The organism is Nitrosopumilus piranensis (assembly GCF_000875775.1).
In the GTDB taxonomy this organism is placed as follows: Archaea; Thermoproteota; Nitrososphaeria; order Nitrososphaerales; family Nitrosopumilaceae; genus Nitrosopumilus; species Nitrosopumilus piranensis.
Genome location: NZ_CP010868.1, coordinates 830,570 through 854,240, shown reverse-complemented (window position 1 = coordinate 854,240; position 23,671 = coordinate 830,570). Strand labels below are relative to the sequence as shown.

Here is a 23,671-nt window from a genome sequence, read left to right as displayed (position 1 = left end):
TCTAATAATTTGAATCATGGTTCAGATATGCAAAGGAGTGTGTGAGCGATTGAAATCAACATCATTTACAAATAATCTTCGTTACAAAATAGGACAAAAGTGGTGTTCGTTATGTGCAATATTTTTTCTTACAGAAGAAAACATATGTCCTTGTTGCAAAACAAGATTAAGATCTAGAGCTAGAAGTAAAAAATATGACCTGCCAAGAATGTAATCACGAAAAAGGAGAGTGTCAGTGTTATTGCTGTTGTTCGATTGCTCAAATAGGATGCCCATATTGTATCCCTCCAGTCATTGCATATAGACAAGTAAAAAAGATACTCAGAAGACTCAAGAATAAACCTAAATGATTCATAAATCAAGGCTAAGTGTTGAAGTACTTAGAAGAGATAGAGTCTGAAAAATACATCTCAGTTGAGACCTATAGGAAAAATGGAACACCAGTCAGAACACCTGTCTGGTTTACAATAAAGGACAATCAAATTTTTGTTGTGACTCGGGACCAAACAGGAAAAGTAAAGCGTCTCAAAAATAATAATCAAGTAAAAATTGCAACGTGTACAATAAAGGGAGACATTAAAGGAAAATGGGTTTCAGGTATTGCTGAAATTTTAGATGAAGAGAAAATCAAAGAAGCTGTAAAGAGAAGAGACAAAAAATATGGATTTTTCTCCAAAATGGCAAGATTCTTGACAAAAAGTAAGGGAGAACTTTTGGCATTCTCAATTAAGATTAAGTGAATTTTGTAATCTCTGCTCTTTTTTTAGTTTTAATGCAGTTAGTCCTGCAAATCCAAAGATTATTGCCAGACCAGAATATGCTAAGACTTGACTATGCTCTATTAGAATAGCAGAAACTCCAGTTCCAACTACACTTGGAAGTAAAGATAATGCATAGAGCCACCAACCACAGCAACCAAGTGGGACAAGAGAGAAAAATGAAAAAAATGACGTGGCAGCCGTACTTCCAGAATTTCCACCAAATGCTTTTCTCTTAACACTTAATTTGCATCCAAGAAGTTTGCTTTTTTCAGACAAAAATATTTGAAGACCAATTCCAATACCCATGCCAAATATGACAATAGAGTTTAGCTGAAATGCTGCACTAATTGCTGCAAGAGGTTCTAATGCAGGAGTTGTAGCTACAACTACTGAAAGATAAACAACTATTGTCAATATTCCCACAAGAATTGCTTTTTGAATAGGTCTCATCATACATCACCATAAACTAGAGTTTGAGGATGAAATGCAACCCATTCAAACCAAAATCCAGGCTCAATTGGCATCCTTTGAAGTTGTTTTCCTTCATATTGGCCAGATATTGCAAAACCATCATAATTCCATTCAGAGTTTGTTTGAATGTCAATTATTTTTCCATTAGAATATTCAAATTCTAAAACTTGACCATTGATAGTTCTCTCAAATGCACGAGAATTTTCAGAATACAAAGACATCAAAACTAAAGGAACATCACCAATAGAGTCATTGATTATTGTTTTGGATTCAATGTCACTTTGTTTGTAAGCTTTGTAAATACCATCTTGATTAAATCCGATGATAATTTCCTTAGGATGCATTCTATCATCGTTGTTTTCTACTGGAAACATTATTCGAGGTTCTGTGTAATAATTTCCATATGGATCAGTTGCATATGATCTGATATATCCAGTATCAGTAGTTAACACTAGTGTGTCAGGATGAAGTTTCTTCCAATCACCCCAAGTAATCACATCAAATGGAACCAAGTCAAGTTGATATCCAGTAAGTTCACCTTTTACAGCTTTTCCAAGTGCCTGACTCCAATAAGATTCAGTTAGTCTATCATACATCAACAAATTACTGTTGTAGAGTTTTCCTGATGTGCCAAACTCTACTTCTTGTCCATCAATAATTCTCTTAAAAACTTGATTTGTATAACATAAGGGGCAATAGGTCACAGCCACTGGAGTGCTATCAACTCTGTCATTTACAATTTCATGCCATACTAAAATGAATATTGGATAGGCTTTTGCCTCACCATTAATTTCCAGACCAATTACAGTATCAGAATCAGACATGAATTGAGAATCAGAAACTGTTGCAAACACAGGATTGTCAATTGATGGAATTCCATCTTTAGGAGGTCCTCCACCTTTAATTTTTTCAAGTGGAATCAGATGCTTTACCCCATCAGTTTCCATTACTGTTAATTCAGTGCCTTGAATCTCAGAATTTGTAGTACTAGGAGTAACTTTAACAGAGTTGTCATCAAAAGAAATTACCAATACACCAACTGCAATAGCAACTGCTATGACAGGAAGTACTACTTTGAAGTTCAATTTGCAATAAATTGAGTTTACAAAATATTAAACAATTGTTCCAACTTGGGGTTTAATTTGGAAAAATCCTTTTAATAAAATTCAAGGTCGTGTACGCATGAAAACAGAAGCAGTTCTCAAAGGAAACATCTTGCATGACATCACCCATTGGGGAATCAGTGCTTCGATAGGAGCCATATTTCTTGTACACAGTCTAAAGAAGTTTGATCCTAGTTGGCAAGAATGGTTATCAAGTATTGGGATGCCTCCAGAAATGCAATTACCAATTGCATTAGCTGAATTCATTGGAGGAATCTTGTTGATTGCAGGAGTTCTAACCAGGATTACTGGTGCAGTGTTTGCAATAATTTTGCTTGGAGCAATATTTCACATTAGATGGGAAAGTGGATTCTTTGTATCCCAAGGAGGATGGGAATGGGATTTGGTGATGCTTGCAGCAGTGCTGGCAATTATTGCAGCAGGTCCAGGTAGAATTTCAATTGCCCATGTTGCAAAAAGAATACCTAGATTCTTACAGTGATTATTTTATTTTTTTATTTAATTCTGTAATGAATTTTTTTATTTTTGGTTTTGGGATTACTGCACCACATGCTCTGTTATGGCCACCGCCAGAGCCACCAAGATCAGTTGCCAGAATATTGACGATTTTTCCCAAATGCACTTTGCAGTTTTTAGAGCCTCTAACAGATACAGCATAGATTCCATGATCTACTCTTTCTTTGTATGCAACACCAACATCTTTTCCAGATAATCCCATCACAAAGTTGACAGCACCACTAGCACCTGCATCGGTAATCTCCATGTATCCAAGATTCTTCATTGTTTTCATGCCTGCCTTGACTTTGGCAATCATTTGTGATAATTTTTCAACTTGAATTTGTGCAAACTCAAAGGTGTTTGGAATGTCATGAGGGAATTTAGATTCGGCTAGCTCTTCAACCAAATACAACAGATAATCAGGTTCCTTTTGGTGTCCAACAATATTGTATGTTAGAACAGTAGCACTAATGAGTGCAAATTGTCTATCATACATTTGAAGTAATTTAGAACCTAATGGGCGGTCTTCCATATAATCAGTAATAGCAGCACATGTTGCAACAAAGGTGGCATGCTCATTTAGTTTTGATTTGAAAGCATTGTAAACTTGAACAGTGGTACATTCGTTTATGTCATGAATTACTTTGACTTTGAGTTTTTGCAAGGACTTTACAACATTAGGATCAATATCATGGTGATCAATGTATGTAATTGAAACTTTATTTTTTCTCAAAGTTTTCATAATATCAATAAACTCATCTTGAGTTTTTTTACTCAGACCCAAATCACAGATGTATAATGATTTTAATTTTTCATCTTTAATTACTTGTTGTAATGCCTCCATCTGACCAGGATAATCAACTAATACAGCATCTCCGCCAAATGCTTGTCGAATTAATGCTGCAGAGCTAATGCCATCAGCATCTTCTTTATGAGAAATACAAATTACTTTGATGCGCTTTGATTTTGTAATTTTTTTGCTAGCTGCTTTTTTTGGTGTTTTTTTAACAGTTTTTTTAGTTGCAGTCTTTTTTGTTAAACTTTTTTTTGTAGCCTTTTTAGTTGTTGATTTTTTTTGCGACAGGTTTCTTTATCTTTGATGCAGCCAATATCAAGAAAAACTACAACCCCTCATTTAAATGAAGAATGGTTACTTTAATTTTCTAGATGGTTTTTTGACGCTTTGATTTATCAAAGAGCTTGAATCAAGATATACATCATAAAGAGACAGTCCCTCCATCTGGTTTTGGTGATCAATTTCTTGAATTTTTTTTAATTCTTCAGAAGATGCATTAAGGATTAAATCATCAAGTTTCTGTAATTTTTTGCGTTCTACTGGAGTCATTTAATTTTTGATTAAAAATTCTCATTTAGGACCAAAAGTTGGCATATTAGACTAATTACTAAATTTCATAGACATAATTTTAGCGAAAATATAATAGAAGAATTTTTGCTAGGCTCAGTATGGAGACAAAAAATATTGGCTTACGAGGAATTGAGGTTGCAGATACAAGAATTTCAAACATTGATGGTGAGAAAGGCAAGCTAATCTATAGAGGATTTGATATTTTAGATCTTACTAAAAATTCAACATTTGAGGAGACAGCATACTTGCTGCTTTATGATAATCTACCAACAAAGGCACAACTTGATGAATTTAATTCAAAATTAGTTGAGGCAAGATACATTCCAAAACAGATGCAAAAAAACATGGGAAATTGGAGAAAAGATGCAGATCCTATGGATATGCTTCAAGCATTTGTTGCGGCACTTGCAGGATATTATGATGAGGAATTCTCAAACAAAGAAGCAAGTTATGATAGAGCAATCAACCTAATTGCTAAAACACCTACTATAATTGCAAGTTGGCAGAGAATTAGAAATGGATTACCAATAGTGGATCCAGATGCATCTCTAAGTCATGCAGCAAATTTTCTATACATGATGTCAGGAGAAAAACCAGACCCAGAAGTAGAGAAGGTTTTTGATGTATGTTTAATTTTACATGCAGACCACACATTCAACGCATCAACATTTACAGCCAGACAAGTTGCGTCAACTAGAGCTCACATGTATTCAGCAGTTAGTGCTGCAATTGGAGCATTAAGTGGAGAGTTACACGGAGGAGCCAACACTGAAGTCATGAAGATGTTATTAGAAATTCAAGAAATTGAAAAAGTTGAACCATGGATTAAAGAGAAAATGAGTGCCGGTGAAAGAATAATGGGAATGGGTCACGCAGTTTACAGAACTTATGATCCTAGAGCACAAGTACTAAAAGAATTATCAAGAAAACTTGCAGAAAAAACAAAAGAGCCATGGTTTGATATGACAGAAAAAATTGAGACTGCAACTATTTCTGAAATGAAGTCACAAAAAGGAAAAGACATCTATCCAAATGTCGATTTGTATAGTGCATCAATTTACTATATGCTAAAAATTCCAGTAGATTTGAACACTCCAATATTTGCAATATCAAGAGTTGTTGGATGGGCAGCACATATCATAGAAGAAAAGTTTGCAGAAGCTGCACCAAAACCAGCTTTATACAGACCAAAAGCAACCTATGTTGGAAAGTATTGCGGTCCTGAAGGGTGTGAATACAAAACACTAGACTTGAGAAAATAATTTTTTAATTTCTTGTGCTAAGCCAATCTTTAGCTTTAGAATTTACATCATGCTTGTATAACACTTCAAAAACCATATCATAAAATGTGATACCTTTTTTCTGTGCCTGCTCATCAAGCCACTTTATTCCATCAGCTAATTCAGGATCATATTCAGAGAATTCCACGAGTTCATCAACCATTTTTGAAAAGAAGGCGTGAGATTCAAGCATATCTACACCTTTCAATCTTTGATCATAAGTGAAGGATTCAAAATATATTGACAAAAAACCACTTTTTGGATGACAATTGGAACATGTTTTCTACTTTGATGGGAATGATGAAAAAATCTCATGGATTATTGAAACTGGTGATTCCACCGCGAAGCAAGAAAGAGAACATGTTCAAATGTACAAAAATAAAGTGACGGATTTGCAATCAAAATACATTGCATTTCATGTCGGTCTCTTTTGGGCAATTGGTGTGTTCATCATAAAGGATATGGATCACATCAAAGTAAAATGTAATGAAAAGATTATGTTTGATCATTTTAAATTAAATCAAGAGATTAATGATGAATTTATCAAAAAAAGAATGCAATTCATAAAGCAACTAATCACACAAAGAAAATTAAAAATGGAATTTGAGGTTATTGAATCACAAAAAAATATCAAAGGCAAAAGAGCTTAAGACCAAAAACGGGCAGTTACATGGTGACAGCTCAATTGCTTTGTATAATGTTAGTACAAAGTAGAATCATAAAAAAAAGAATTGTTCAAATTCATTGACAACAATTAATGTTAGATTAAAGCGATCATGTGGAATTTTCAATAAATTTTTAGAAAATATGAAAAAAATTTACAAAATTTGAAAGATCATAATTTATCAGAAAAAAATAATGAAAAACATAGAGAAAATACAGATTAGATTTATTTAGCACCTAGATGGTCTGAGATTAATTATGGCAGGTATAGACAAAGCTGCAATTGGATTTTCAATCGCAATTGTAGCTATCGGAGTTGCATTTGCGATGTATGGCGATGCAGCTCAAAACCAAGGTTATGTAGCTACACCAACAACATCCAAACCAATGGCGGTAATTCCAGAAGAGCCAAAAGCTCAGACAGACCCATTTGCAGATATTGCAGATAAGGTAAAGGAAAATCCTAAAGAAGTAATGAAGGAAGTTGAAGAAGTTGTTGAAGAAATAGGTGAAACTATCAAAGAAGAAACAGAAAAACACGCACCAGGACCAGAAACATATACAGTTGAAATGCCAGCAGGTACTTCAGTTCCAGGATGTGAGGAAACTAACGCATGTTACTTACCAGCAGATATCATAATATTTGCAGGAGACACAGTAGAATGGGTTAACGTAGACACAGCAGCACACACAGTTACTGGTGGCAGTCCAGCAGATGGACCATCTGGTGTCTTTGACAGTAGTTTAGTAATGGGTGGAGCATCTTACTCATTCACATTCAATGATGCAGGAAGCTATGATTACTTCTGTATGGTACATCCTTGGATGGTCGGTAGTGTAACAGTGAACTAACCAAAATTTTTTTCTTTTTTCTTATTTTATCTGATTTTTACGAATGATTCTATTGTATGTAACACCAAATCTATGAGTTTCATCTCTAGCATATTGTAAAATTTTCAAAGAAGGTTTGTTCTTTGGAATTATGATAGGTTTTTTATTTTTTGGAACATATACTTCTTCATTTTCTTTTGCCAATGAAATACACGGAAGTTTTAATCCAAGTGATTGCAAAGACTTTGTAGCAGCACTCAGTTGTCCTTTTCCACCATCAATTACTATCAAATCAGGTAATTCAGAATTTTCTTCTAGTAATCTATAGTATCTTCTTTTAATAATTTCACCAATCATTGCAAAATCATCTCTACCAAAAACTGTTTTAATTTTGAATTTACGATATCCTGATTTGTTTGGCTTTCCATTTACAAATTGTGCCATGGAACCTACTGCAAAATCTTCACCATGATTTGAGATGTCAAAACATTCAATGACATTAGGGGTTTGAGGAAGATGAAGAATTTCCTGTAGTTCTATCAATCCAGGCTCACCTCCTTTTGTATGAATCAGATCAATATTTTTTAAAATTAAATTAACAATGTCTTTTTTCTTGCCTTTAGTAGGAATAGATATTTTTACACTAAAACCTGCCTGCTCTGAAAATAGGGATTCTAAGAGATCATGGTTTTCAGGAAGTTCATTTACAATAATGTATTTTGGAATTTTGTGTGTGGAGTAATATTGAAAAAGAAAATTTGAAAAGGAGTTATCACCTACCAAATCAAAAAAGAATTTGTCACTGTCTCGAATCACTCCATTAATCATTCTAAAATTCATTACAGTTGCAGATTGATCCTGAATCCCTATACCAAAATATTCTTCATCAGAGTTTTTTACGTATTCCATTTTTTGTTTTGTTTGCAGGCTTCCAAGTCTAATCAAAGTATCACGAATGTCTTTTGCACGCTCAAATTGCTGTAAATCAGCTGCCTGATGCATCTCCTCTTCTAATTTTTTTGTAAAAATTTTTGTTTGGTTTTTTCCTTTAAGTACTTCTTCTAATGCAGCAACATGTTTTGGGTATCTATCTTGAGCATCTTTGAATTCACAGGGGCCTTCACAATTTCCCAAATGATATTCAAGACACACTTTTTTTGGCAATGTTTTGCAGATTCTAATTTGAAATGCTTTACGTAATGCACCAATAGTAAGTAATTTTGAACTACCTTGGGTAAAGGGACCAAAAGTTTTTCCTTTGCCAAGAAATTTTCCATCTCTGGTTCTCCTTGCAACTAGTAATCTTGGATATTTTTCATCAGATATTCTAAGGTAGGTATATCGCTGCTGATCTTTTAATTCAATATTGAATCGTGGTCGATATTTTTTGATCATGTTTGATTCTAAAAGAAAAGCTTCACTTTCATTGTCAGTTAGAACAAATTCAATATCAGAAATGTTTTGCACTAGTTTTTGTGTTTTGTAGTTTTGGTTTTTTAGAAAATATGACTTTACACGTTTTTTGAGGTTTTTTGCTTTTCCAATGTAAATTATTTTTCCATCAGAGTCTTTCATCAAATAGATACCAGGATCAGTAGGAATGATAATTTGTAAGATGTTAAAAGTCATTTTTTTAGCAGTTTTTTAAGATATTTTCCAGTATAACTTCCAGGCGCTTTTGCAATCTCTTTTGGAGTGCCAATTGCAACAACTCTGCCTCCCTCATCACCGCCTTCAGGCCCCAAATCAATTATCCAATCAGAGTTTTTGATAATATCCATATTGTGTTCAATAACTACAACTGTATTTCCTAGGTTTACCAATCGATTAAGTACATCAAGAAGTTTTTGAACATCTGCAAAATGAAGTCCTGTTGTAGGCTCATCGAGGATGTATAAGGTCTTTCCAGTACCACGTTTTGATAATTCAGAGGCCAGTTTGACTCTTTGGGCCTCACCACCAGACAAAGTAGTAGATGATTGTCCAAGTTTGATATATCCCAATCCAACATCATAGATTGTTTGCAATTTTCGTTTTATTGCAGGGATGTTCTCAAAGAAATTGAGAGCCTCATAGACAGTCATATCCAAAACATCTGAGATATTTTTTCCCTTGTAAAGAACAGATAACGTTTCAGAATTGTAACGTTTGCCTTTGCATTCATCACATTTTACATAAACATCAGATAGAAATTGCATTTCAATTTGTTTTACTCCATCGCCATCACACGCAAAACATCGTCCATCTGCAACATTAAAAGAGAATTGCCCTGGAGCATAGCCACGTTCTTTTGAGAGTTCAGTATTTGCATACAACTCTCGAATAGGAGTAAATGCTCCAATGTATGTTGCAGGATTTGAACGAGGTGTCCTGCCAATAGGGGATTGGTCTATTGCAATAACCTTATCAATATTTTCCAAGCCAACAATATTCTTATGACTTCCAGGTTTTACATTTGATTTGTAAAAATGATTCTCTAATGCCTTAAGTAAGATATCATTAATTAATGTGGATTTTCCAGAACCTGAAACACCAGTAATAGAAACAAAGAGTCCTAAAGGAATTTCAACATCGATGTCTTTAAGATTATTTTCAGATGCCTTTTGTACTACAAGTGTTCCAGAATTATTTCTAATTTTGTCTTGTAATGTAATTAATGAACTGTCTTTAAGATAATCTCCAGTTACAGATTTGTGGCCGTTTAGAATTTGATTGACAGTTCCTTCAAAAACCACATTTCCGCCATTTACTCCAGCGCCAGGACCTAAATCTACCATCCAATCTGAATTTCGTATGACTTCTTCGTCATGTTCTACTACAATGACAGTATTTCCTAGATTTCGTAGCTTATTTAGCGTTTTAATGAGTCGTGCATTATCTCGTTGGTGGAGGCCAATTGTAGGTTCGTCAAGTACATACAAAACACCAGTCAGGTTAGAGCCAATTTGAGTAGCAAGTCGAATTCTTTGAGATTCACCGCCAGACAATGTAGAACTTAGTCTGTTTAGTGTAAGATAGTTCAAGCCAACATTCATTAAAAATTCAAGACGTTCTTTGATTTCTTTTAAGACATCTCTTGCAATGTATTGTTCATTTTCAGTTAGTTTTAGTGTAGAGAAAAAATCATAACAATGATCAATTGATAAATCACAAACATCCATAATTCCCTTGTCATTGATTTTTACTGCAAGTGATTCAGGTTTGAGTTTCTTTCCATTGCAGGCATTACATGGAGTATCTCGCATGAATTGTTTTAGCCATTCACGTTTTGATTCAGAATCAGTTTCAATAAAAACTCGTTGCAGATTAGATAATACACCTTCAAATGCATTGGTGTATTGCCATGAAGAATCACCAGATTTTGAACGGTAGTTAAAGTCAATTAGATCGTCGGTTCCATACAAAATAATTTGAAGATGTTTTGATTTTATTTTGTTAATAGGAGTCATCAAGTCAAATCCAAACTTTTTTCCAACTGCTCGTAGTGCTTGCCTTCGAAATGATGAAAATCTTCCACTCCATGGAACAATTGCACCATCCAAAATAGATTTTGTTTTATCTGGAATAACTAGATCAGGATCAAATTCCATTTTTACTCCAAGACCATTACATTCCTTACACAAACCAAACGGAGAGTTGAATGAAAAATTCCTTGGTTCCAATTCACCCACAGTCAATCCACAATAAGGGCAAGCATTATTTTGAGAGAAGATTTTTTCAGTTTTTTCAGATGCAATCATTACATCTCCTTTTGATGCTTTGAGTGCAGTTTGAATTGCCTCAAACAGTCTTGAGCGTTCAGATTTTTCAGTTGTTATTCTATCGACTACAATCTCAATATTGTGCCATTTTTGCCTATCAAGTGGAGGAACCTCCTCATCTAGGCTCAAAATATCTCCATTTAGGCGTATTCGAGAGTATCCATCTTTCTTGATTTGTTCAAATAATTTTTCATATGTTCCTTTTTTCCTTTGAATAATGGGAGATAAGATGAGAATCTTTTTGCCAGAAAATTCTCTTAGGACAGAATCACATATGGTTTCAATTGATTGTGTTGAAATTTTTCGTCCACAATTTGTACAATAAGGAATGCCAATTCGAGCGTAAAGCAATCTCATGTAATCATAGATTTCAGTAGTAGTTCCAACTGTAGAGCGAGGATTTTTACTGGTAGTTTTTTGTTGGATAGAAATTGCAGGAGATAGGCCCTCAATAGAATCAACATCAGGCTTATCCATCATCTCTAGGAATTGACGTGCATATGCAGAAAGTGATTCAACATATCGTCTTTGTCCTTCAGCATAAATTGTATCAAAAGCCAAAGTAGATTTTCCAGAACCAGACAGCCCACTAATTACAACTAGTTTATTTTTTGGAATGTCAATGTCGATGTTTTTGAGATTGTGATGACGTGCACCACGAATCTTTAATTTATTTTCGGTCATTTTTTATTTGAATCTCCTTTTCTAGTCTTTTTATTCTATCTCTGCACTCAATTGCACGTTCAAAATCTAAATCTTCAGAATATTTTTTCATTTGAGCCTCCAAATCAATAATATCAGTTGCAATGTCATGAGTGGATTTTAGTTTTGAATCATCTAGAGTTGTTACTTGTTCTGGAACAGATTTGATAATTGTCTTTGGAGTAATGTTGTGAGTTTTGTTGTATAGAATTTGCTTTTCCCTACGACGTTTTGTTTCATCCATTGCATTTTTCATTGATTGTGTAATTTTATCAGCATACATGATAACATTTCCATTTTCATTTCTTGCAGCTCGACCAAAAGTTTGAATTAAACTAGTAAAGTTTCTAAGAAATCCTTCTTTGTCAGCATCCAAAATTGCAACCAGTGAGACTTCAGGAATATCTAATCCCTCTCTAAGTAAGTTGATTCCAACTAGAACATCAAATTCCCCAAGACGTAATTGTCTGATTAGTTCGGTTCTTTGCAGCCCTTCAATTTCAGAGTGCATGTAGCGGACTCGAACTTGTTTTTTTGAGAGATATTCAGCCAAGTCTTCTGCCATTCTTTTAGTCAAAGTTGTGACTAGAACACGCTCAGAGTTTGCCACTTTTTTGTTGATTTCTTGGATCAAGTCATCCATTTGGTTTTTTGTAGGCCTAATCTCGACTTTTGGATCCAACAATCCAGTAGGCCTGACAACTTGCTCAGCAATTTGATTTGAGATTTTTCTCTCATATTCAGCAGGAGTAGCAGAAACAAATATTGTGTTTTGAATATATTCTTCAAATTCTTCAAATTTTAATGGGCGATTATCATATGCGCTTGGCAGTCTAAATCCATATGTTACCAATTCTTTTTTTCGCGAATGATCACCTTTGTACATGCCATGTAATTGAGGCAATGTTACATGGGATTCATCAATTACTAGCAAATAGTCATCTCCAAAAAAGTCCATCAAACAAAATGCTTTTTGTCCAGGTTCTCGTCCATCAAAATGTCTAGAGTAATTTTCAATACCAGAACAATACCCTAATTCTTCAATCATTTCCAGGTCATATTTTGTTCTCATCTCTAGTCGCTGTTTTTCTAATTCATTTAATTCAGGAAGACGTTTTTTGAGTTCGTCTTTAATTGATTGTATTGCCTTTTTTCTAACATCTTTGGCAATAAGATAGTGCTTTGCAGGAAAAATTTTCATTTGATTAATTTTCTTTTTTTCTTTTAATGAAACATGATCCAGTACAGATATTTTTTCAACCTCATCACCAAACATCGAAATTCTTATCAAATCTTCAGAATATGCAGGGGTAATGTCAATGGTGTCCCCCTTTACTCTAAAATTTCCAGGAGCGACTTCAGTATCATTTCTTTCATATCGTGCGTCTATTAACTGCCTGATGAGTTCATTTCTTTTGATTTCATCACCAGTGTTTACAGTTATTGCCAAATCCTCCCAATCTTGAGGGTTTCCCAGAGAGTAGATGCAAGAGACAGTTGACACGATTATTGTTGGCTCACCTGAGAGCAGCATTGCAGTAGCCTCAAGTCTTAATTTTTCAATTTTTTCATTTATTTGAGTATCTTTTTCAATATAGGTATCAGTTTGAGGCAGGTAGCTTTCAGGCTGATAATAGTCATAGTATGAAACAAAGTACCCAACATTATTTTTTGGAAAGAATTGTTTTAGTTCTGAATAAAGTTGTGCTGCAAGGGTTTTGTTGTGAGAAATTACAAGTGTATTTTTTCCTGTTCTTGCAATTACATTTGCAACAGAAAAAGTCTTGCCACTGCCAGTAACTCCTAGCAATGTTTGAACTGTCTTGTTTTTAACACCTTGGACTAGCTGATCAATTGCTTGGGGCTGATCACCTGTAGGGCCATATTCAGATTCCAATTCAAATTGTGTTGTTTGCTCCAACATGTACAATCCCTAAAAACTGAATTTAAAGCAATGGTGATATTAAAAATCACCAGACAGGTTCATCTACCATTTTTAGACCATCAGGAGTCTCTTCAAACCCCATAACTTTTAGAGTCTGCCTAGATGTAGGTGAGTTTCTCTTTAGAATTTTTTTGGCCAAAACCAATCTAGAATCAGTTCGTAAGTGTTGTCCAATTTTGTATTTTCCTTTAATTGATTCAGGTACTATTTTGATAACTGCAACCTCATCTAAAACTAAATCATTGTTTTTTATTGGAATATAATTTCCCTCAGGCTGATATTTTTTCATTAGCCCATTTAGTGCCAGAGTTTTTTCATCATCATCTTCAACAATTACTGCTTTGCCTTTGATTACCACACTAATGTACAAAGTATCAGCTTGTGATGCATCAGTAGGATGTGAAAAGTATGATGGCAAAAATTCTAATTCCCTATCCACTTCAAACCCAGTCTTAGGATTTCTCAAAATGTTATCTAATTTTTCACCTCTAGTATACGAATGCATGTAAATTGAATCATTAACAAATGCAAAATTCATAGGAATTATCTGAGGATAGCCATTCTCATCAATACTTGCGATACGTCCAACGTGTTCTTCAGAAAGAAATTCCTTAATTTTCTCATAGGACTTTATCTCAAGACGCCCCACTAATTTCAAATCAGTTGTAATTTGGGAATTGATCTAATAAACTAAATGTAACAAAATATGCCAAAAATTATGAGAGACCCATACCTTGATGAATTAAAGAATAATTTTAACAACTATACTAGTGACTTGAAAAAATTAAGAAAGAAACTTCTAAAAACAGATTCCCTACAAGAACAGGAAAAAATTATCAAAAAAATAGACATCATCGCAAAACAGATGGAAAACAACCAAAAACAATCTACCAAGGTGACAAGATCAAGAATCAAAGAAAGACGCACAAAAAAATAACCTAATCTTCTTTATCAAGTTCTTTAGCTAGTGCTTTAATTTCTAAAATCCTACAAGATAATTCATTGCATTCAGTCTCATATTTTGTCATGTGACAATATTGCAAAAAATATCAAAAAAAATAGAAACGTCCTAAAACTTGACTTTTCATTTAATTTTTTATTAAATAAAATCACTTAATTTAAGAGAAAATCCTACTAGCGTCATGGTAGAAATTGATGAAGAGCGCGAGGATGTCACCAATCAAGTATTAGATGTCCTTGAGGAGTGGGGCGCAGAATCAAAATTCATATGGTTTAGAGAACTGCACAGAATTACAGATATTGACAAGGGATTGTTACGAAACATTCTCAATGAATTAAAAAAATCAAAAGAAATCAAAGAGATGCATGGAACCAACAACAGAATATTTTTTTGTCTTAGGAAGTATTACATCAAATGCAGAGATGTGGAATTTAGATTCAAGGGAAAAGAGATAATGCTCAGAGACGGAAGTAAAACAAAGATAATTGCAGGTGCCACAAAGGCAACAGAGCGAACTAGAAAAAGACTAGAGAAACAAAGAAACAAACGTCGGGCAAAATCATTTACAAAAGCAAAAAACAAGAGACCTCACAAATCATAGAGAATCTTCTGTCTGCCTTCTTGCAAAATTGGCTTCTGCTCGTTTGAGTTTTGATGATTCAGCAACATCTTCAGTCATGTCATATAGTTGGTGTAGCTCCATGCCAGGTGTCAAAACATCTTCTTTTTCATCTTCTAAGGCCAGTTCTATGTTTGCCAAAATTTCTACATTTTCATCTAAAACATCAAGGCATTTTTTTACAGATTCAGGAAGGTCATCATCCATCATTATATTGTAAATGGCAGTACAGTAAATGATTTTCTGTATGTATTAGAATAGAATACCTTATTGTTTGGCTTTTTCTCTCAATGCAGGCATCACATGGCTTGCAAACTTGTCAATAGAGCCAAAATAGTTCTTACCCCAGAATCTAATCACAAAGTGATTAACACCGGCATCCATGAATCTCTCAAATGTTGGAATGATATCATCAGGAGTTCCAACTGCAGTTGAAGAACGTGCAACAGGCTCAGGAATTTTGGTTGCAGCCTCTCTCATCTTTACAATCCAATCTTGGTTAGACATTGAATATTCTGTAAAGTATTTTCTAAAGTCAAAGCCTTCGATTTCTTTGAGGCCATGAACACGTAAAATTTCAGGTTTGAACAAGCTGACCTTGACTGCTTCTTTCATTCTTGCCCAGGATTCTTCTGCATCCTCAGAAAAGTAAACATCAATATCAAGTGCATATTCAAAGTTATCTTTTTCCTCCTGTGTTCTATTGTTTTCATCCATGGATTTTTTAATTTGTGCAGCATGATCTTCGAAAAGTTCTGGAGTATAACCGATTGGCAGCCAACCATCACCAAGTTTTCCAGTCAATGCTAATGTTCTCTTACCACCAGATGCCATGTATGTTGGTGGACGTGGCTTTCGAATTGGAGGTGCTTGCAAACACGCACCCTCAAGTTTGTAGTACTTTCCATCATAATCTACAGTGTTATCAGGAGTTGATTGGTATAATGTATGAATAGTTTCAATTTGTTCTTCCCATTTTGAAACAGGTTTTTCAAATGGAATGCAAAATTCTTTTAGATTTTGTGCTTCACCAGCACCAATTCCAAGAATTGCTCTACCCTTAGAAACTCTATCAAGAGTAATTGCAGCAAGTGCAATGTTTGATGGGTGTCTTCTAATTGCATCAGTTACACATGTTCCTAGCTCAACATTGTTAGTTACTGCAGCAATTGCTGAAAGCATTACCCAAGGATCTAATACAATAGCATTTTTCCATTGAGGGACATTTGTGTGGTCCATATAGAAGATAGAATCATAGCCAGTCTTGTCGGCAAGCATACATGCTGTTAAAATTTGATCCTCAGTATATCCAGCTCTTGCAACATTTAGGCCGTTTTGAATACCAAATTTGAGTTTATTTTGAGCCAAGTACATTTACGTCGAATCATTAGAATAAAAAGTTTAATCAAGCTGCCAATTTCGCAGTTTATCAAGAAAATAGAAAAAAGGTAAAAAATTTGTGAATTTTTTATAAATTACCTGCTTTGATATCTTCAAGACATTTTACAACATCTTCTTTTGATATTGGTATTGGATTAGGATCCAAATGTCCTCTATCAGTCATTACGGTGTCAGCAGCTTCTGAAACATCGGCTTTGAGTTCTAATTTATCAAATCCAAGTTTTTCCATTGCCTCTTTGAATCTATCATAGAAGATTGATTTGTTATGTTTGTGAGCTACTGTGGTACATGATGAAAGTGAGTAACCATGAGGTACACCTTCATTTGAGAACACATAGGACAATGCATGCCCCAGGGTTGTAGAGCAATTACCAAAGCCCATACCAGACAACATTGAACCATATGGGTAGTTTTCTGGTTTGTCATTCATAATTGCATCATAAAGAATCTCAAATGCTTGTTTACACAGAGTTCTAGTCAAGTCATTACCAAGTTTGCTATCATAGCCTTCAGTAGCTTGAGCACATGCATCACAGACAGAATTTTTAATGACTTGTTCAGGAGTGCCATCCATGAAATATGAATCAACTACTGCCATGTCAGCTAAGAATCTGTCTTCACGTAACAATTTCTTTTTACCATCAAATTTGAGAACACAATAAGTTGTCATTTCAGCTCCTGTTCCAAAGGTTGTTGGAATTAAGATCTTTTCTTTTTTCATCTCTGGTGCAGCATACTTTACTACATCCATTGAACTTCCGCCACCCAATCCAATTAAGACAGATGGATTCTTGTCTTTGAATTGTGAAATAACAGCATTGACATCATCAATTGATGGTTCAGGTTTTACTTGGTCATACAGCATATAATCCTGAATTCCCATTCTTGCAATCCATTTGTCAGAGAGTTCGGGAGGAACTGTTGTGACAATTAATGCATTTTTAGGATATTCTGTTTCACCAAGGGCATTTTCTCCAAAGTTGATAACTTTTGGAATGCGTACTGTTTGCATAAATCACCAACGTCATTGATTATTATTATATCTTGCATTATTGAGAAAGAGTATGATCATTCAAAATTTTGAAGAGTTAGCAACGACTGATAAGAAAAAAGAGTGTTTAGAGATTTTAGAAGCAGGGCTTAGTGCAGCAAATCCTGAAAATATTATTCCAAAGTACGTAACTCCCCAAAAAATCAAAATTAATGGAAAAACCATAGACATTACAAAATTCTCCAACATTTACTCCATAGCATTTGGCAAAGCCGCAGACTCGATGACTAGGGCATTAAATGCAATAATTCCAATAAAAAGTGGAATTATAGTAATCCCCAAAGGCTCAAAATCAATAATCAAAGGCAAAAAATTTCAGATTTTTAATTCTAGACATCCTGAACCTGATAAAACTAGTGTCAAGGCAGCAAAAGAAGTAATGAAATTTGTACAAAACAAACGGAGTGATGAACTAATTATTTTTCTAGTCTCAGGTGGAGGTTCATCACTTTTAGCCATGCCAAATGGGATAACCCTAGATGACAAAATCTTTGTAACAAAGTTGCTACTAAAATCAGGGGCCACCATTCAAGAATTTAATTGTGTTAGAAAACATCTTTCAAAAATCAAAGGAGGAAAATTAGTTGAAAACATGAAATGCCAAGGAGTTAGTTTGATAATGTCAGATGTGGAAGGAGACGATCTTTCATCTATTGCATCAGGTACAACATACATGGATGGTACAACATTTTCAGATGCATTAGAAATTTTAGAAAAATACAAGCTGAAAAGAAAAACACCAATAGAGGTTTTACAAGTTTTAGAAAAAGGATTAGAAAACGAAAAATTAGAAACACCAAAAAAATCTAAAATTGAAAACCAAGTCACAGCAAACAACGAAAATTGCCTCAAAGCAATGAAAGTAGAAGCAAAAAAGAAAGGTTACAAAGTACAAACAATGCAAGTTTTTGGGGATATCAAAGAGGCAGTAACAAAAATTCGTGAAAATATTTCAGAAGATCAGAAAACTTGTTTAGTTTTTGGAGGGGAGACAACAGTGAAAGTTTTAGGAAAAGGTATGGGAGGAAGAAATCAAGAGTTAGTTTTGAGAATTTTAAAAAATACTCAAAAATTTAAAAAAATAGTTGTTGCATCAATGGGAACTGATGGAATCGATGGCAACTCGGTATTTGCAGGGGCCATTACTGAAAACATCAAAGTAGATCTGAATACCATGAAGGAATTTTTGAAAAACAGTGATTCAGGAAGATTCTTTCAAAAACAAAAAGGAAGCATAATTACAGATTTTACACATACAAATCTCATGGATATAGGCGTAATTTTGAGATAAATTACGGAATTAGGAAATAACTGATCTTTTAATATTATAATGACGTATTTTATGCTGAATTAAATTGTTAGAAAAACAATTCAACCCAGAGATACTGTACAACAGAGTAGTTCATTTCTATATGGATAAGAAAGGATATTCCAAGGAAAAAGCAAATGAGATTGCGCAAGCAGTGATACAAAAAGAAGCGCAAAGAAGAATTTGTAAGAATGAAAAATGCAAACATTTTTCCCATGATCACATTAGAAACGCAGAGACTTGTCTAGTTGCTGAATGTGATTGTCATGAATTCATCAAGTAAATTCATCTAAAGAATTTTCAAGTAATGGTTGAGCACTGATTCCAAGTTTTTTCTTCAAGTGCTCTGCAAACTCTTCAACAAATCCATGTATTGTGTATACTTGCTCAGCACCTGATTTTACTACCAAATCCACAAGTTCATTAAAATCACAATGATCACTCATAGGAATAGAGTAATCAGTTCTTCTACCAAAAGAAAACTTTGTCGATTGGGCCCAACCACTAAATCCAATTGTCACTGCGCCGTATTTTGATTTCATATCTTGAATGAATTTGCTTTTACTTGACATCATAGGGGCAACCATTATCCAAGGTTTTTTTTCCAATAATCCACTTTTTTGAGCCTCAGAATGTCCAATCCCATCCTTTAATTTAACACCAAATTTTTGGTGCAAATTATTCATCTCGTTTACAGAATCATGAAAATAAAGTGGACCCCAATGTCCAAAGAGTTGAGTGATAGTTTGCGCCTTTCCTAATTGATACCCCATCAGAATAACAGGTATTCCTTTTCCATAAAGTTCTGAGATCAATTCATTTACTTGTTTTTGAATTTCATCCATTTTTGGGAATACAAATTCGGGTAAACCAAAAGTACACTCAGTTATTAGCGTCTTGCATTTTGGAATTTTTGCACCTTGAAGAAATCCCCTATTTCTGGTACAGATATCTCCAGTGTAGAATATATCATCAAAAAGTAGTCCTCTTGCACCAAGAATATGGCCACTATCAATTAATGAAAAGTCATCAAGGGATTCAACATGATTTTCCATTTTGAATCCTCGTAAATTAGCAATTTCACTAGTTTCAATAGAAGACAAAATTGTTCCACCATTTTTTGAGGGAAGGTGATCAGCATGAGCGTGGGAAACAAAATTGACTCCCGTAGTATCAGTATTTTTTGGATCTAAGCAAACACGTTTACCATTTACCTCACACAGGATACCATTTTTTGTCATCCTGACTTTTCTAGGCAATGAGTTTGAAGAAAATAAGATTTGATATAAATTGCAGGTTTAATCAATGTGGACCGTAGATCAATCTCTTTTTTGACAAAACCAACAGGTATACAATATTTGAGCATGTCAATCAAGGTTTACAGTCACGTTTGTTTCATATAAACAAGAAAATCAGGCATAATGTCTACTACACATACATTGTAAGTCGAATCTTTAACGTTTACACATGTGATCCGAATAGAATATTCAATCTTGTTTGTACCAAATTTGAAAATTAACAGAATTTAATCAAGATATTTTTAATTAATGAAACAAAAGTTGAACAAACACTACTTACTACTCAGAAAATTACTAATCACTAATTTATTAGATTAGTCTTACTCAGTTATCAATCATGACAGAATCCACCGAAGATAAAATTAAGAGATTGTCTGAAATGCAATAGAGAAGCAACAATTTGTAAAATAGTTGTAGAAAGGATTATTCTCAATCCCATTTAGTAATGTATTCATCATACACATCATTCTCTGGAACATCTTTAAAACCATCTTCAGAATCAATGATGGCCATTCGAATTTGTCCTCCCACATCTCCGTCTACTTTTTTTGTGTCATAGATAGATTGACCCACTAATTTACAGAGGTCATCTTTTGATTTGTTTTCATTATACTTCTGTCTAAACAAATAACGTGCTATGAAGGGTTTTCCTCCAATTCCATATCCTGAAGGGTATTTCCCCATTTTGAATCCAGAACTACTTCCCATACTGTAGACTTTGGGGGTAATTCCTCCTGTAGTATCTAACCCTGCAATGATAAAATTAAAGTCTGGAAGATATGTAGCTTCCAAACCTGCATGTTCATTGTATTCCTTTATGCACATATGTCTAAAATCAGTAGCGATTTTTGTTACATTATCAGAATTTGTGCTTTTTAATTTATTTTGAAATTTGTCAATCAAATATTCAGCTGCATTAACATCGCCGGAATATAAAATTCCAACTTTATCATTAATTCTTTTTAATTTTACTAGATCTTTTGATTCAGTTCGTGCTCCACCTGCATCTAATGTTCCCTGACTATCTGCTCCTAGAACTACAAAATCACTTCCTAAAGCTGCAATTACTGTAGTCATTTTTTAGATCCCCAATTTTCAAGTATGTTGAGAATCGTTTGTTGTAAGGTACTTTTGTTCTTTTTACTTTCTTTTTTTAATTTTAATTGAAGGTCTTCATTTAATGGAATAATTGCAACATGCACTTTTTCAGTTTTGGTTTTTTTCAAAACTCTTTTTTTGAATTTCGAAAGATCAGAATCATTGAAACGTTTTGCATGTAGAATAATTTCACGCTGTTTATGTGAAGGTAAACCTGAAATTATTTCAGCTACTTCCGCTTGTTTCTTCTTGTCCTCTATTGTATTTAATCGTTGAGCTGCATCAAAAAGAATATCACCTTTTTGGATTTTTTCACGAATTCCTTTTGGAAGACTTAGTAAACTCAAAATTGAACGAATTAATTGATAAGATACGCCAAGTTTATCTGCAAGAATCTTTTGAGAATTGTATTTTTTTTCTAATTTTTGACAATCTTTTGCAATTGAAATCCAATCCTCGTCTTTTCTTTTTTTTCCTTTTAGATTGATGTACAATCTTGCAAAGACATCATCTTCATTTTCCAATTATTCTTCAAACTCCTCATCAATGTAATTGAAAATTGCTTCTTTGACTAGGGTTGAAATTTTCTTCTTTTTCTTTGAAGATAATTCTTCCAAGTCACTATTTGTTTCAGGATCAACATACACCGTAATTTCAAAGAATTTTGGAGGGTTTTTTGCATAATCTAATATCTCTTTAACACTAGCTTCAGGATTTCGTTTACCAAAATCTGCGGCTCTATCTTTTTCACTATTGGTTAATTTTAGAATTTTCTCTATAATAGAAATAATTTTTGTAGTATCTGGAAAATGGGCTGATGTAATTCTGTATGCAATATCATCAGAGATTACTTCATCATCTACATATTTTTGAATTTTTTTTGGCATAATTCTACGTGCCAGATATTTTTTGACGGTTGTTTCAGAGATTCCCATATCTTCTGCAATTTTTTTGATTTTTTGAGATCCTGAACCAGTAAATTTGTCATATAGAAAATCACACGCTTCAATAGTATCTTGATAGGGTAATTTCCTTCTTTGAATATTTTCACCAAACGAAACGATTTTTCGGGATGTTTTATCTAATGGTTCAATGATAAATGCAGGTATTGATGTTTTACCTAATTCCAAAAATGCCAAATAACGTCTTTGTCCAACAATCAGATCATATTTTCCATTTTTTTCAATTACAACCACTGGTTGAATTAATCCGTATTTTTTAATACTGCCTTTAAGATCTTCTAAACCTGCTTTTTGTTTTGTGCGTCTAACATTGTCTTCAGACACTTCGATTTTACTTAGAGGTAAATCATTACGAAAGTTTTTGACTGTTACATGTTTCAATTATATCTCACCGTGTTCTTTTCTCCACTGGGTAATTAATTCTCTGTATTTTTCTGGAGTGATTTCTCCTTCACGCATCGATTTTTTTAATTGATCGACATAATTTGAAAAATCCTCTTGTCTTAATTTGTTATTTTGTATTTCGTCAATTTTTTTACGATATTCTTCTTCATTTCTTATATTGTGCTTTATGCTTATGTGATGAGCAAAGTCTGATATCTTAATTTTACAAAAGGGACATTCTCTTTTAGTCAATAAATTATGAATATTATAGAAATATTTTACTTAGATCATACATTCACTACCACATGGACTATCAACTTCAACCATGGGTAGTTTCTTTTTCTTTTTCATCATTTTATCAATTTCACGAAGTGAATATCCTTTTGGAGCTAATCTCTGAGTCTCAAAGTGTTTGTTATGTTCCTCTATTTTCATAGAACGTTTGAATAGATCTGGATGGTTCTCATGAATCTCTGCCCATCTATCCATGTTATTGTATGGACAGAAATAACAGCCACTTTTAACTGGAATTGGTAATCGTGCTTTTTTGATTAAATTGATGCATTCGTCTCGATTTATTTTGTAATCAATTAATGGATATAGATTGGTAACATAATCTTCTCTGGCAGGTTTCATTCTGTGGACTTCCCCATAATCAATTCCCATGTATTGATAGATATGAGATTCTAATTTACGATAAAATGCATGAATTGGAGTGACTTTAAAGTCACGAGTACACCATCTCCATACTTGGGAAGGAATCACCTCTCGTGAAATGCATTTGTCTGATAGTGCTACTTTTTTTCTATTCATTACAATCTCAAATGCAATTCCTCTTCTCTTGAGATATCTCTCCATTACCTCAAGATACTCGTATGTTTCAGGCATTTCGTCTCCAGTATCTGAAAATACAACATAATCTAATGGGAATTTATTTTTGAGCAAAAATACAATTAATGCAGTAGAGTTTACTCCACCACCATAACTTACAATGTATTTGGCATCTTTTTGACGCTTGATATTTCGTGAATCTAAAATTCTTTCTTGTACTAACATCTATCCTGCATTCTCCTGCATTCTAATAGATCCTGCAGTAAATTTTTCCTGCATGAATGAGTAATTTTCTTCAACAAATTTATCCTGCATACTCCTGCAATATATTCATGCATACTTCTGCATAAGCAAG

The 23,671-nt window shown here is 33.8% G+C and carries 27 protein-coding genes and 1 pseudogene; 10 read left to right on the top strand and 18 right to left on the bottom strand.

Going from position 1 to position 23,671, the window contains the following annotated elements:
* Nucleotides 1-16 precede the first annotated feature (16 nt).
* On the top strand, nt 17-214 hold the full coding sequence (locus NPIRD3C_RS05000) for a hypothetical protein (protein ID WP_148703111.1): 198 nt from the start codon (nt 17-19) through the stop codon (nt 212-214).
* Between the two features lie 157 nt (nt 215-371).
* The gene (locus NPIRD3C_RS04995) at nt 372-740 is read left to right on the top strand and encodes a PPOX class F420-dependent oxidoreductase (protein WP_148703110.1); all 369 of its coding nucleotides are present in this window, start codon (nt 372-374) and stop codon (nt 738-740) included.
* Here NPIRD3C_RS04995 and NPIRD3C_RS04990 read toward each other — a convergent pair.
* The gene (locus NPIRD3C_RS04990) at nt 723-1,211 is read right to left on the bottom strand and encodes a hypothetical protein (RefSeq protein ID WP_148704134.1); all 489 of its coding nucleotides are present in this window, start codon (nt 1,209-1,211) and stop codon (nt 723-725) included. The two genes, NPIRD3C_RS04995 and NPIRD3C_RS04990, sit on opposite strands and share 18 nt — an antisense overlap.
* Entirely contained in the window at nt 1,211-2,317 is a 1,107-nt protein-coding gene (locus NPIRD3C_RS04985) for a DUF3179 domain-containing protein (RefSeq protein ID WP_148703109.1), read from the bottom strand. The genes NPIRD3C_RS04990 and NPIRD3C_RS04985 overlap by 1 nt, the downstream gene beginning before the upstream one ends.
* Nucleotides 2,318-2,414: 97 nt before the next feature.
* Between NPIRD3C_RS04985 and NPIRD3C_RS04980 the strand changes: the two genes are divergently transcribed.
* Complete coding sequence (locus NPIRD3C_RS04980) at nt 2,415-2,837, top strand: DoxX family protein (protein WP_148703108.1); 423 nt, start codon at nt 2,415-2,417, stop codon at nt 2,835-2,837.
* Here NPIRD3C_RS04980 and NPIRD3C_RS04975 read toward each other — a convergent pair.
* Nucleotides 2,838-3,966, bottom strand: a pseudogene (locus NPIRD3C_RS04975) (DHHA1 domain-containing protein). It lies immediately after the preceding gene.
* A 38-nt stretch (nt 3,967-4,004) separates the two neighbouring features.
* Nucleotides 4,005-4,199 (bottom strand): hypothetical protein, encoded by a 195-nt coding sequence (locus tag NPIRD3C_RS04970; RefSeq protein WP_148703106.1) that lies wholly within the window; start codon nt 4,197-4,199, stop codon nt 4,005-4,007.
* A gap of 119 nt (nt 4,200-4,318) precedes the next feature.
* On the opposite strand from NPIRD3C_RS04970, the gene NPIRD3C_RS04965 reads away from it, so the two are divergent.
* Nucleotides 4,319-5,482, top strand: coding sequence for a citrate synthase (locus NPIRD3C_RS04965; protein WP_148703105.1), 1,164 nt, complete (start codon nt 4,319-4,321; stop codon nt 5,480-5,482).
* A gap of 4 nt (nt 5,483-5,486) precedes the next feature.
* On the opposite strand, the gene NPIRD3C_RS04960 is transcribed toward NPIRD3C_RS04965, so the two are convergent.
* Nucleotides 5,487-5,693, bottom strand: coding sequence for a hypothetical protein (locus NPIRD3C_RS04960; protein ID WP_012215483.1), 207 nt, complete (start codon nt 5,691-5,693; stop codon nt 5,487-5,489).
* A gap of 76 nt (nt 5,694-5,769) precedes the next feature.
* Here NPIRD3C_RS04960 and NPIRD3C_RS04955 point away from each other — a divergent pair, with 76 nt between their 5' ends.
* Together NPIRD3C_RS04955 and NPIRD3C_RS04950 are read left to right on the top strand one after the other, a co-directional pair.
* Nucleotides 5,770-6,150 (top strand): hypothetical protein, encoded by a 381-nt coding sequence (locus NPIRD3C_RS04955; protein WP_148703104.1) that lies wholly within the window; start codon nt 5,770-5,772, stop codon nt 6,148-6,150.
* Nucleotides 6,151-6,421: 271 nt separating this feature from the next.
* Entirely contained in the window at nt 6,422-7,015 is a 594-nt protein-coding gene (locus NPIRD3C_RS04950; RefSeq protein ID WP_148703103.1) for a cupredoxin domain-containing protein, read from the top strand.
* 21 nt (nt 7,016-7,036) lie between these two features.
* On the opposite strand, the gene uvrC is transcribed toward NPIRD3C_RS04950, so the two are convergent.
* Genes uvrC through NPIRD3C_RS04930 form a run of 4 tightly spaced genes read right to left on the bottom strand, consistent with a single transcriptional unit; the run spans nt 7,037 to nt 14,051 of the window.
* Nucleotides 7,037-8,623 carry an excinuclease ABC subunit UvrC gene (gene uvrC / locus NPIRD3C_RS04945; RefSeq protein ID WP_148703102.1) on the bottom strand — a complete coding sequence of 529 codons (1,587 nt, stop codon included), beginning with the start codon at nt 8,621-8,623 and terminating at the stop codon, nt 7,037-7,039.
* On the bottom strand, nt 8,620-11,439 hold the full coding sequence (gene uvrA, locus NPIRD3C_RS04940) for an excinuclease ABC subunit UvrA (protein WP_148703101.1): 2,820 nt from the start codon (nt 11,437-11,439) through the stop codon (nt 8,620-8,622). Before uvrA ends, uvrC begins: the two co-directional genes overlap by 4 nt.
* Nucleotides 11,426-13,381 (bottom strand): excinuclease ABC subunit UvrB, encoded by a 1,956-nt coding sequence (gene uvrB / locus NPIRD3C_RS04935; RefSeq protein WP_182126849.1) that lies wholly within the window; start codon nt 13,379-13,381, stop codon nt 11,426-11,428. Before uvrB ends, uvrA begins: the two co-directional genes overlap by 14 nt.
* A gap of 46 nt (nt 13,382-13,427) precedes the next feature.
* A complete protein-coding gene (locus tag NPIRD3C_RS04930) occupies nt 13,428-14,051 on the bottom strand; it encodes a pyridoxamine 5'-phosphate oxidase family protein (protein WP_237087749.1) in 624 nt (207 codons plus the stop codon).
* Nucleotides 14,052-14,120: 69 nt separating this feature from the next.
* Here NPIRD3C_RS04930 and NPIRD3C_RS04925 point away from each other — a divergent pair, with 69 nt between their 5' ends.
* The gene (locus NPIRD3C_RS04925) at nt 14,121-14,339 is read left to right on the top strand and encodes a hypothetical protein (protein WP_148703099.1); all 219 of its coding nucleotides are present in this window, start codon (nt 14,121-14,123) and stop codon (nt 14,337-14,339) included.
* Nucleotides 14,340-14,544: 205 nt separating this feature from the next.
* Nucleotides 14,545-14,964, top strand: coding sequence for a hypothetical protein (locus NPIRD3C_RS04920; protein WP_148703098.1), 420 nt, complete (start codon nt 14,545-14,547; stop codon nt 14,962-14,964).
* Here NPIRD3C_RS04920 and NPIRD3C_RS04915 read toward each other — a convergent pair.
* The 3 genes from NPIRD3C_RS04915 to NPIRD3C_RS04905 form a co-directional block, all read right to left on the bottom strand.
* Nucleotides 14,959-15,189 (bottom strand): hypothetical protein, encoded by a 231-nt coding sequence (locus NPIRD3C_RS04915; RefSeq protein ID WP_148704132.1) that lies wholly within the window; start codon nt 15,187-15,189, stop codon nt 14,959-14,961. The two genes, NPIRD3C_RS04920 and NPIRD3C_RS04915, sit on opposite strands and share 6 nt — an antisense overlap.
* A gap of 60 nt (nt 15,190-15,249) precedes the next feature.
* Nucleotides 15,250-16,356 (bottom strand): LLM class flavin-dependent oxidoreductase, encoded by a 1,107-nt coding sequence (locus NPIRD3C_RS04910; RefSeq protein WP_148703097.1) that lies wholly within the window; start codon nt 16,354-16,356, stop codon nt 15,250-15,252.
* A gap of 94 nt (nt 16,357-16,450) precedes the next feature.
* Nucleotides 16,451-17,395 carry an iron-containing alcohol dehydrogenase gene (locus NPIRD3C_RS04905; protein WP_148703096.1) on the bottom strand — a complete coding sequence of 315 codons (945 nt, stop codon included), beginning with the start codon at nt 17,393-17,395 and terminating at the stop codon, nt 16,451-16,453.
* A 52-nt stretch (nt 17,396-17,447) separates the two neighbouring features.
* Between NPIRD3C_RS04905 and NPIRD3C_RS04900 the strand changes: the two genes are divergently transcribed.
* Nucleotides 17,448-18,725: a glycerate kinase type-2 family protein gene (locus tag NPIRD3C_RS04900; RefSeq protein ID WP_148703095.1), complete on the top strand. Its 1,278-nt coding sequence runs from the start codon at nt 17,448-17,450 to the stop codon at nt 18,723-18,725.
* A gap of 64 nt (nt 18,726-18,789) precedes the next feature.
* Complete coding sequence (locus NPIRD3C_RS04895) at nt 18,790-19,026, top strand: hypothetical protein (RefSeq protein ID WP_148703094.1); 237 nt, start codon at nt 18,790-18,792, stop codon at nt 19,024-19,026.
* Here the strand turns inward: NPIRD3C_RS04895 and NPIRD3C_RS04890 are convergent.
* The 6 genes from NPIRD3C_RS04890 to NPIRD3C_RS04865 all read right to left on the bottom strand — a co-directional run bounded on the left by NPIRD3C_RS04890 (nt 19,019) and on the right by NPIRD3C_RS04865 (nt 23,541).
* Nucleotides 19,019-19,984, bottom strand: coding sequence for an MBL fold metallo-hydrolase (locus NPIRD3C_RS04890; RefSeq protein WP_148703093.1), 966 nt, complete (start codon nt 19,982-19,984; stop codon nt 19,019-19,021). The two genes, NPIRD3C_RS04895 and NPIRD3C_RS04890, sit on opposite strands and share 8 nt — an antisense overlap.
* Nucleotides 19,985-20,470: 486 nt before the next feature.
* Nucleotides 20,471-21,118 (bottom strand): Ntn hydrolase family protein, encoded by a 648-nt coding sequence (locus tag NPIRD3C_RS04885; RefSeq protein WP_148703092.1) that lies wholly within the window; start codon nt 21,116-21,118, stop codon nt 20,471-20,473.
* The gene (locus NPIRD3C_RS04880; RefSeq protein WP_148703091.1) at nt 21,115-21,663 is read right to left on the bottom strand and encodes a hypothetical protein; all 549 of its coding nucleotides are present in this window, start codon (nt 21,661-21,663) and stop codon (nt 21,115-21,117) included. Before NPIRD3C_RS04880 ends, NPIRD3C_RS04885 begins: the two co-directional genes overlap by 4 nt.
* Nucleotides 21,664-22,482 (bottom strand): ParB/RepB/Spo0J family partition protein, encoded by an 819-nt coding sequence (locus NPIRD3C_RS04875; RefSeq protein WP_148703090.1) that lies wholly within the window; start codon nt 22,480-22,482, stop codon nt 21,664-21,666. It lies immediately after the preceding gene.
* A complete protein-coding gene (locus NPIRD3C_RS04870; RefSeq protein ID WP_148703089.1) occupies nt 22,483-22,737 on the bottom strand; it encodes a hypothetical protein in 255 nt (84 codons plus the stop codon).
* A 30-nt stretch (nt 22,738-22,767) separates the two neighbouring features.
* Nucleotides 22,768-23,541 carry a phosphoadenosine phosphosulfate reductase domain-containing protein gene (locus NPIRD3C_RS04865; protein ID WP_148703088.1) on the bottom strand — a complete coding sequence of 258 codons (774 nt, stop codon included), beginning with the start codon at nt 23,539-23,541 and terminating at the stop codon, nt 22,768-22,770.
* Nucleotides 23,542-23,671 lie beyond the last annotated feature (130 nt).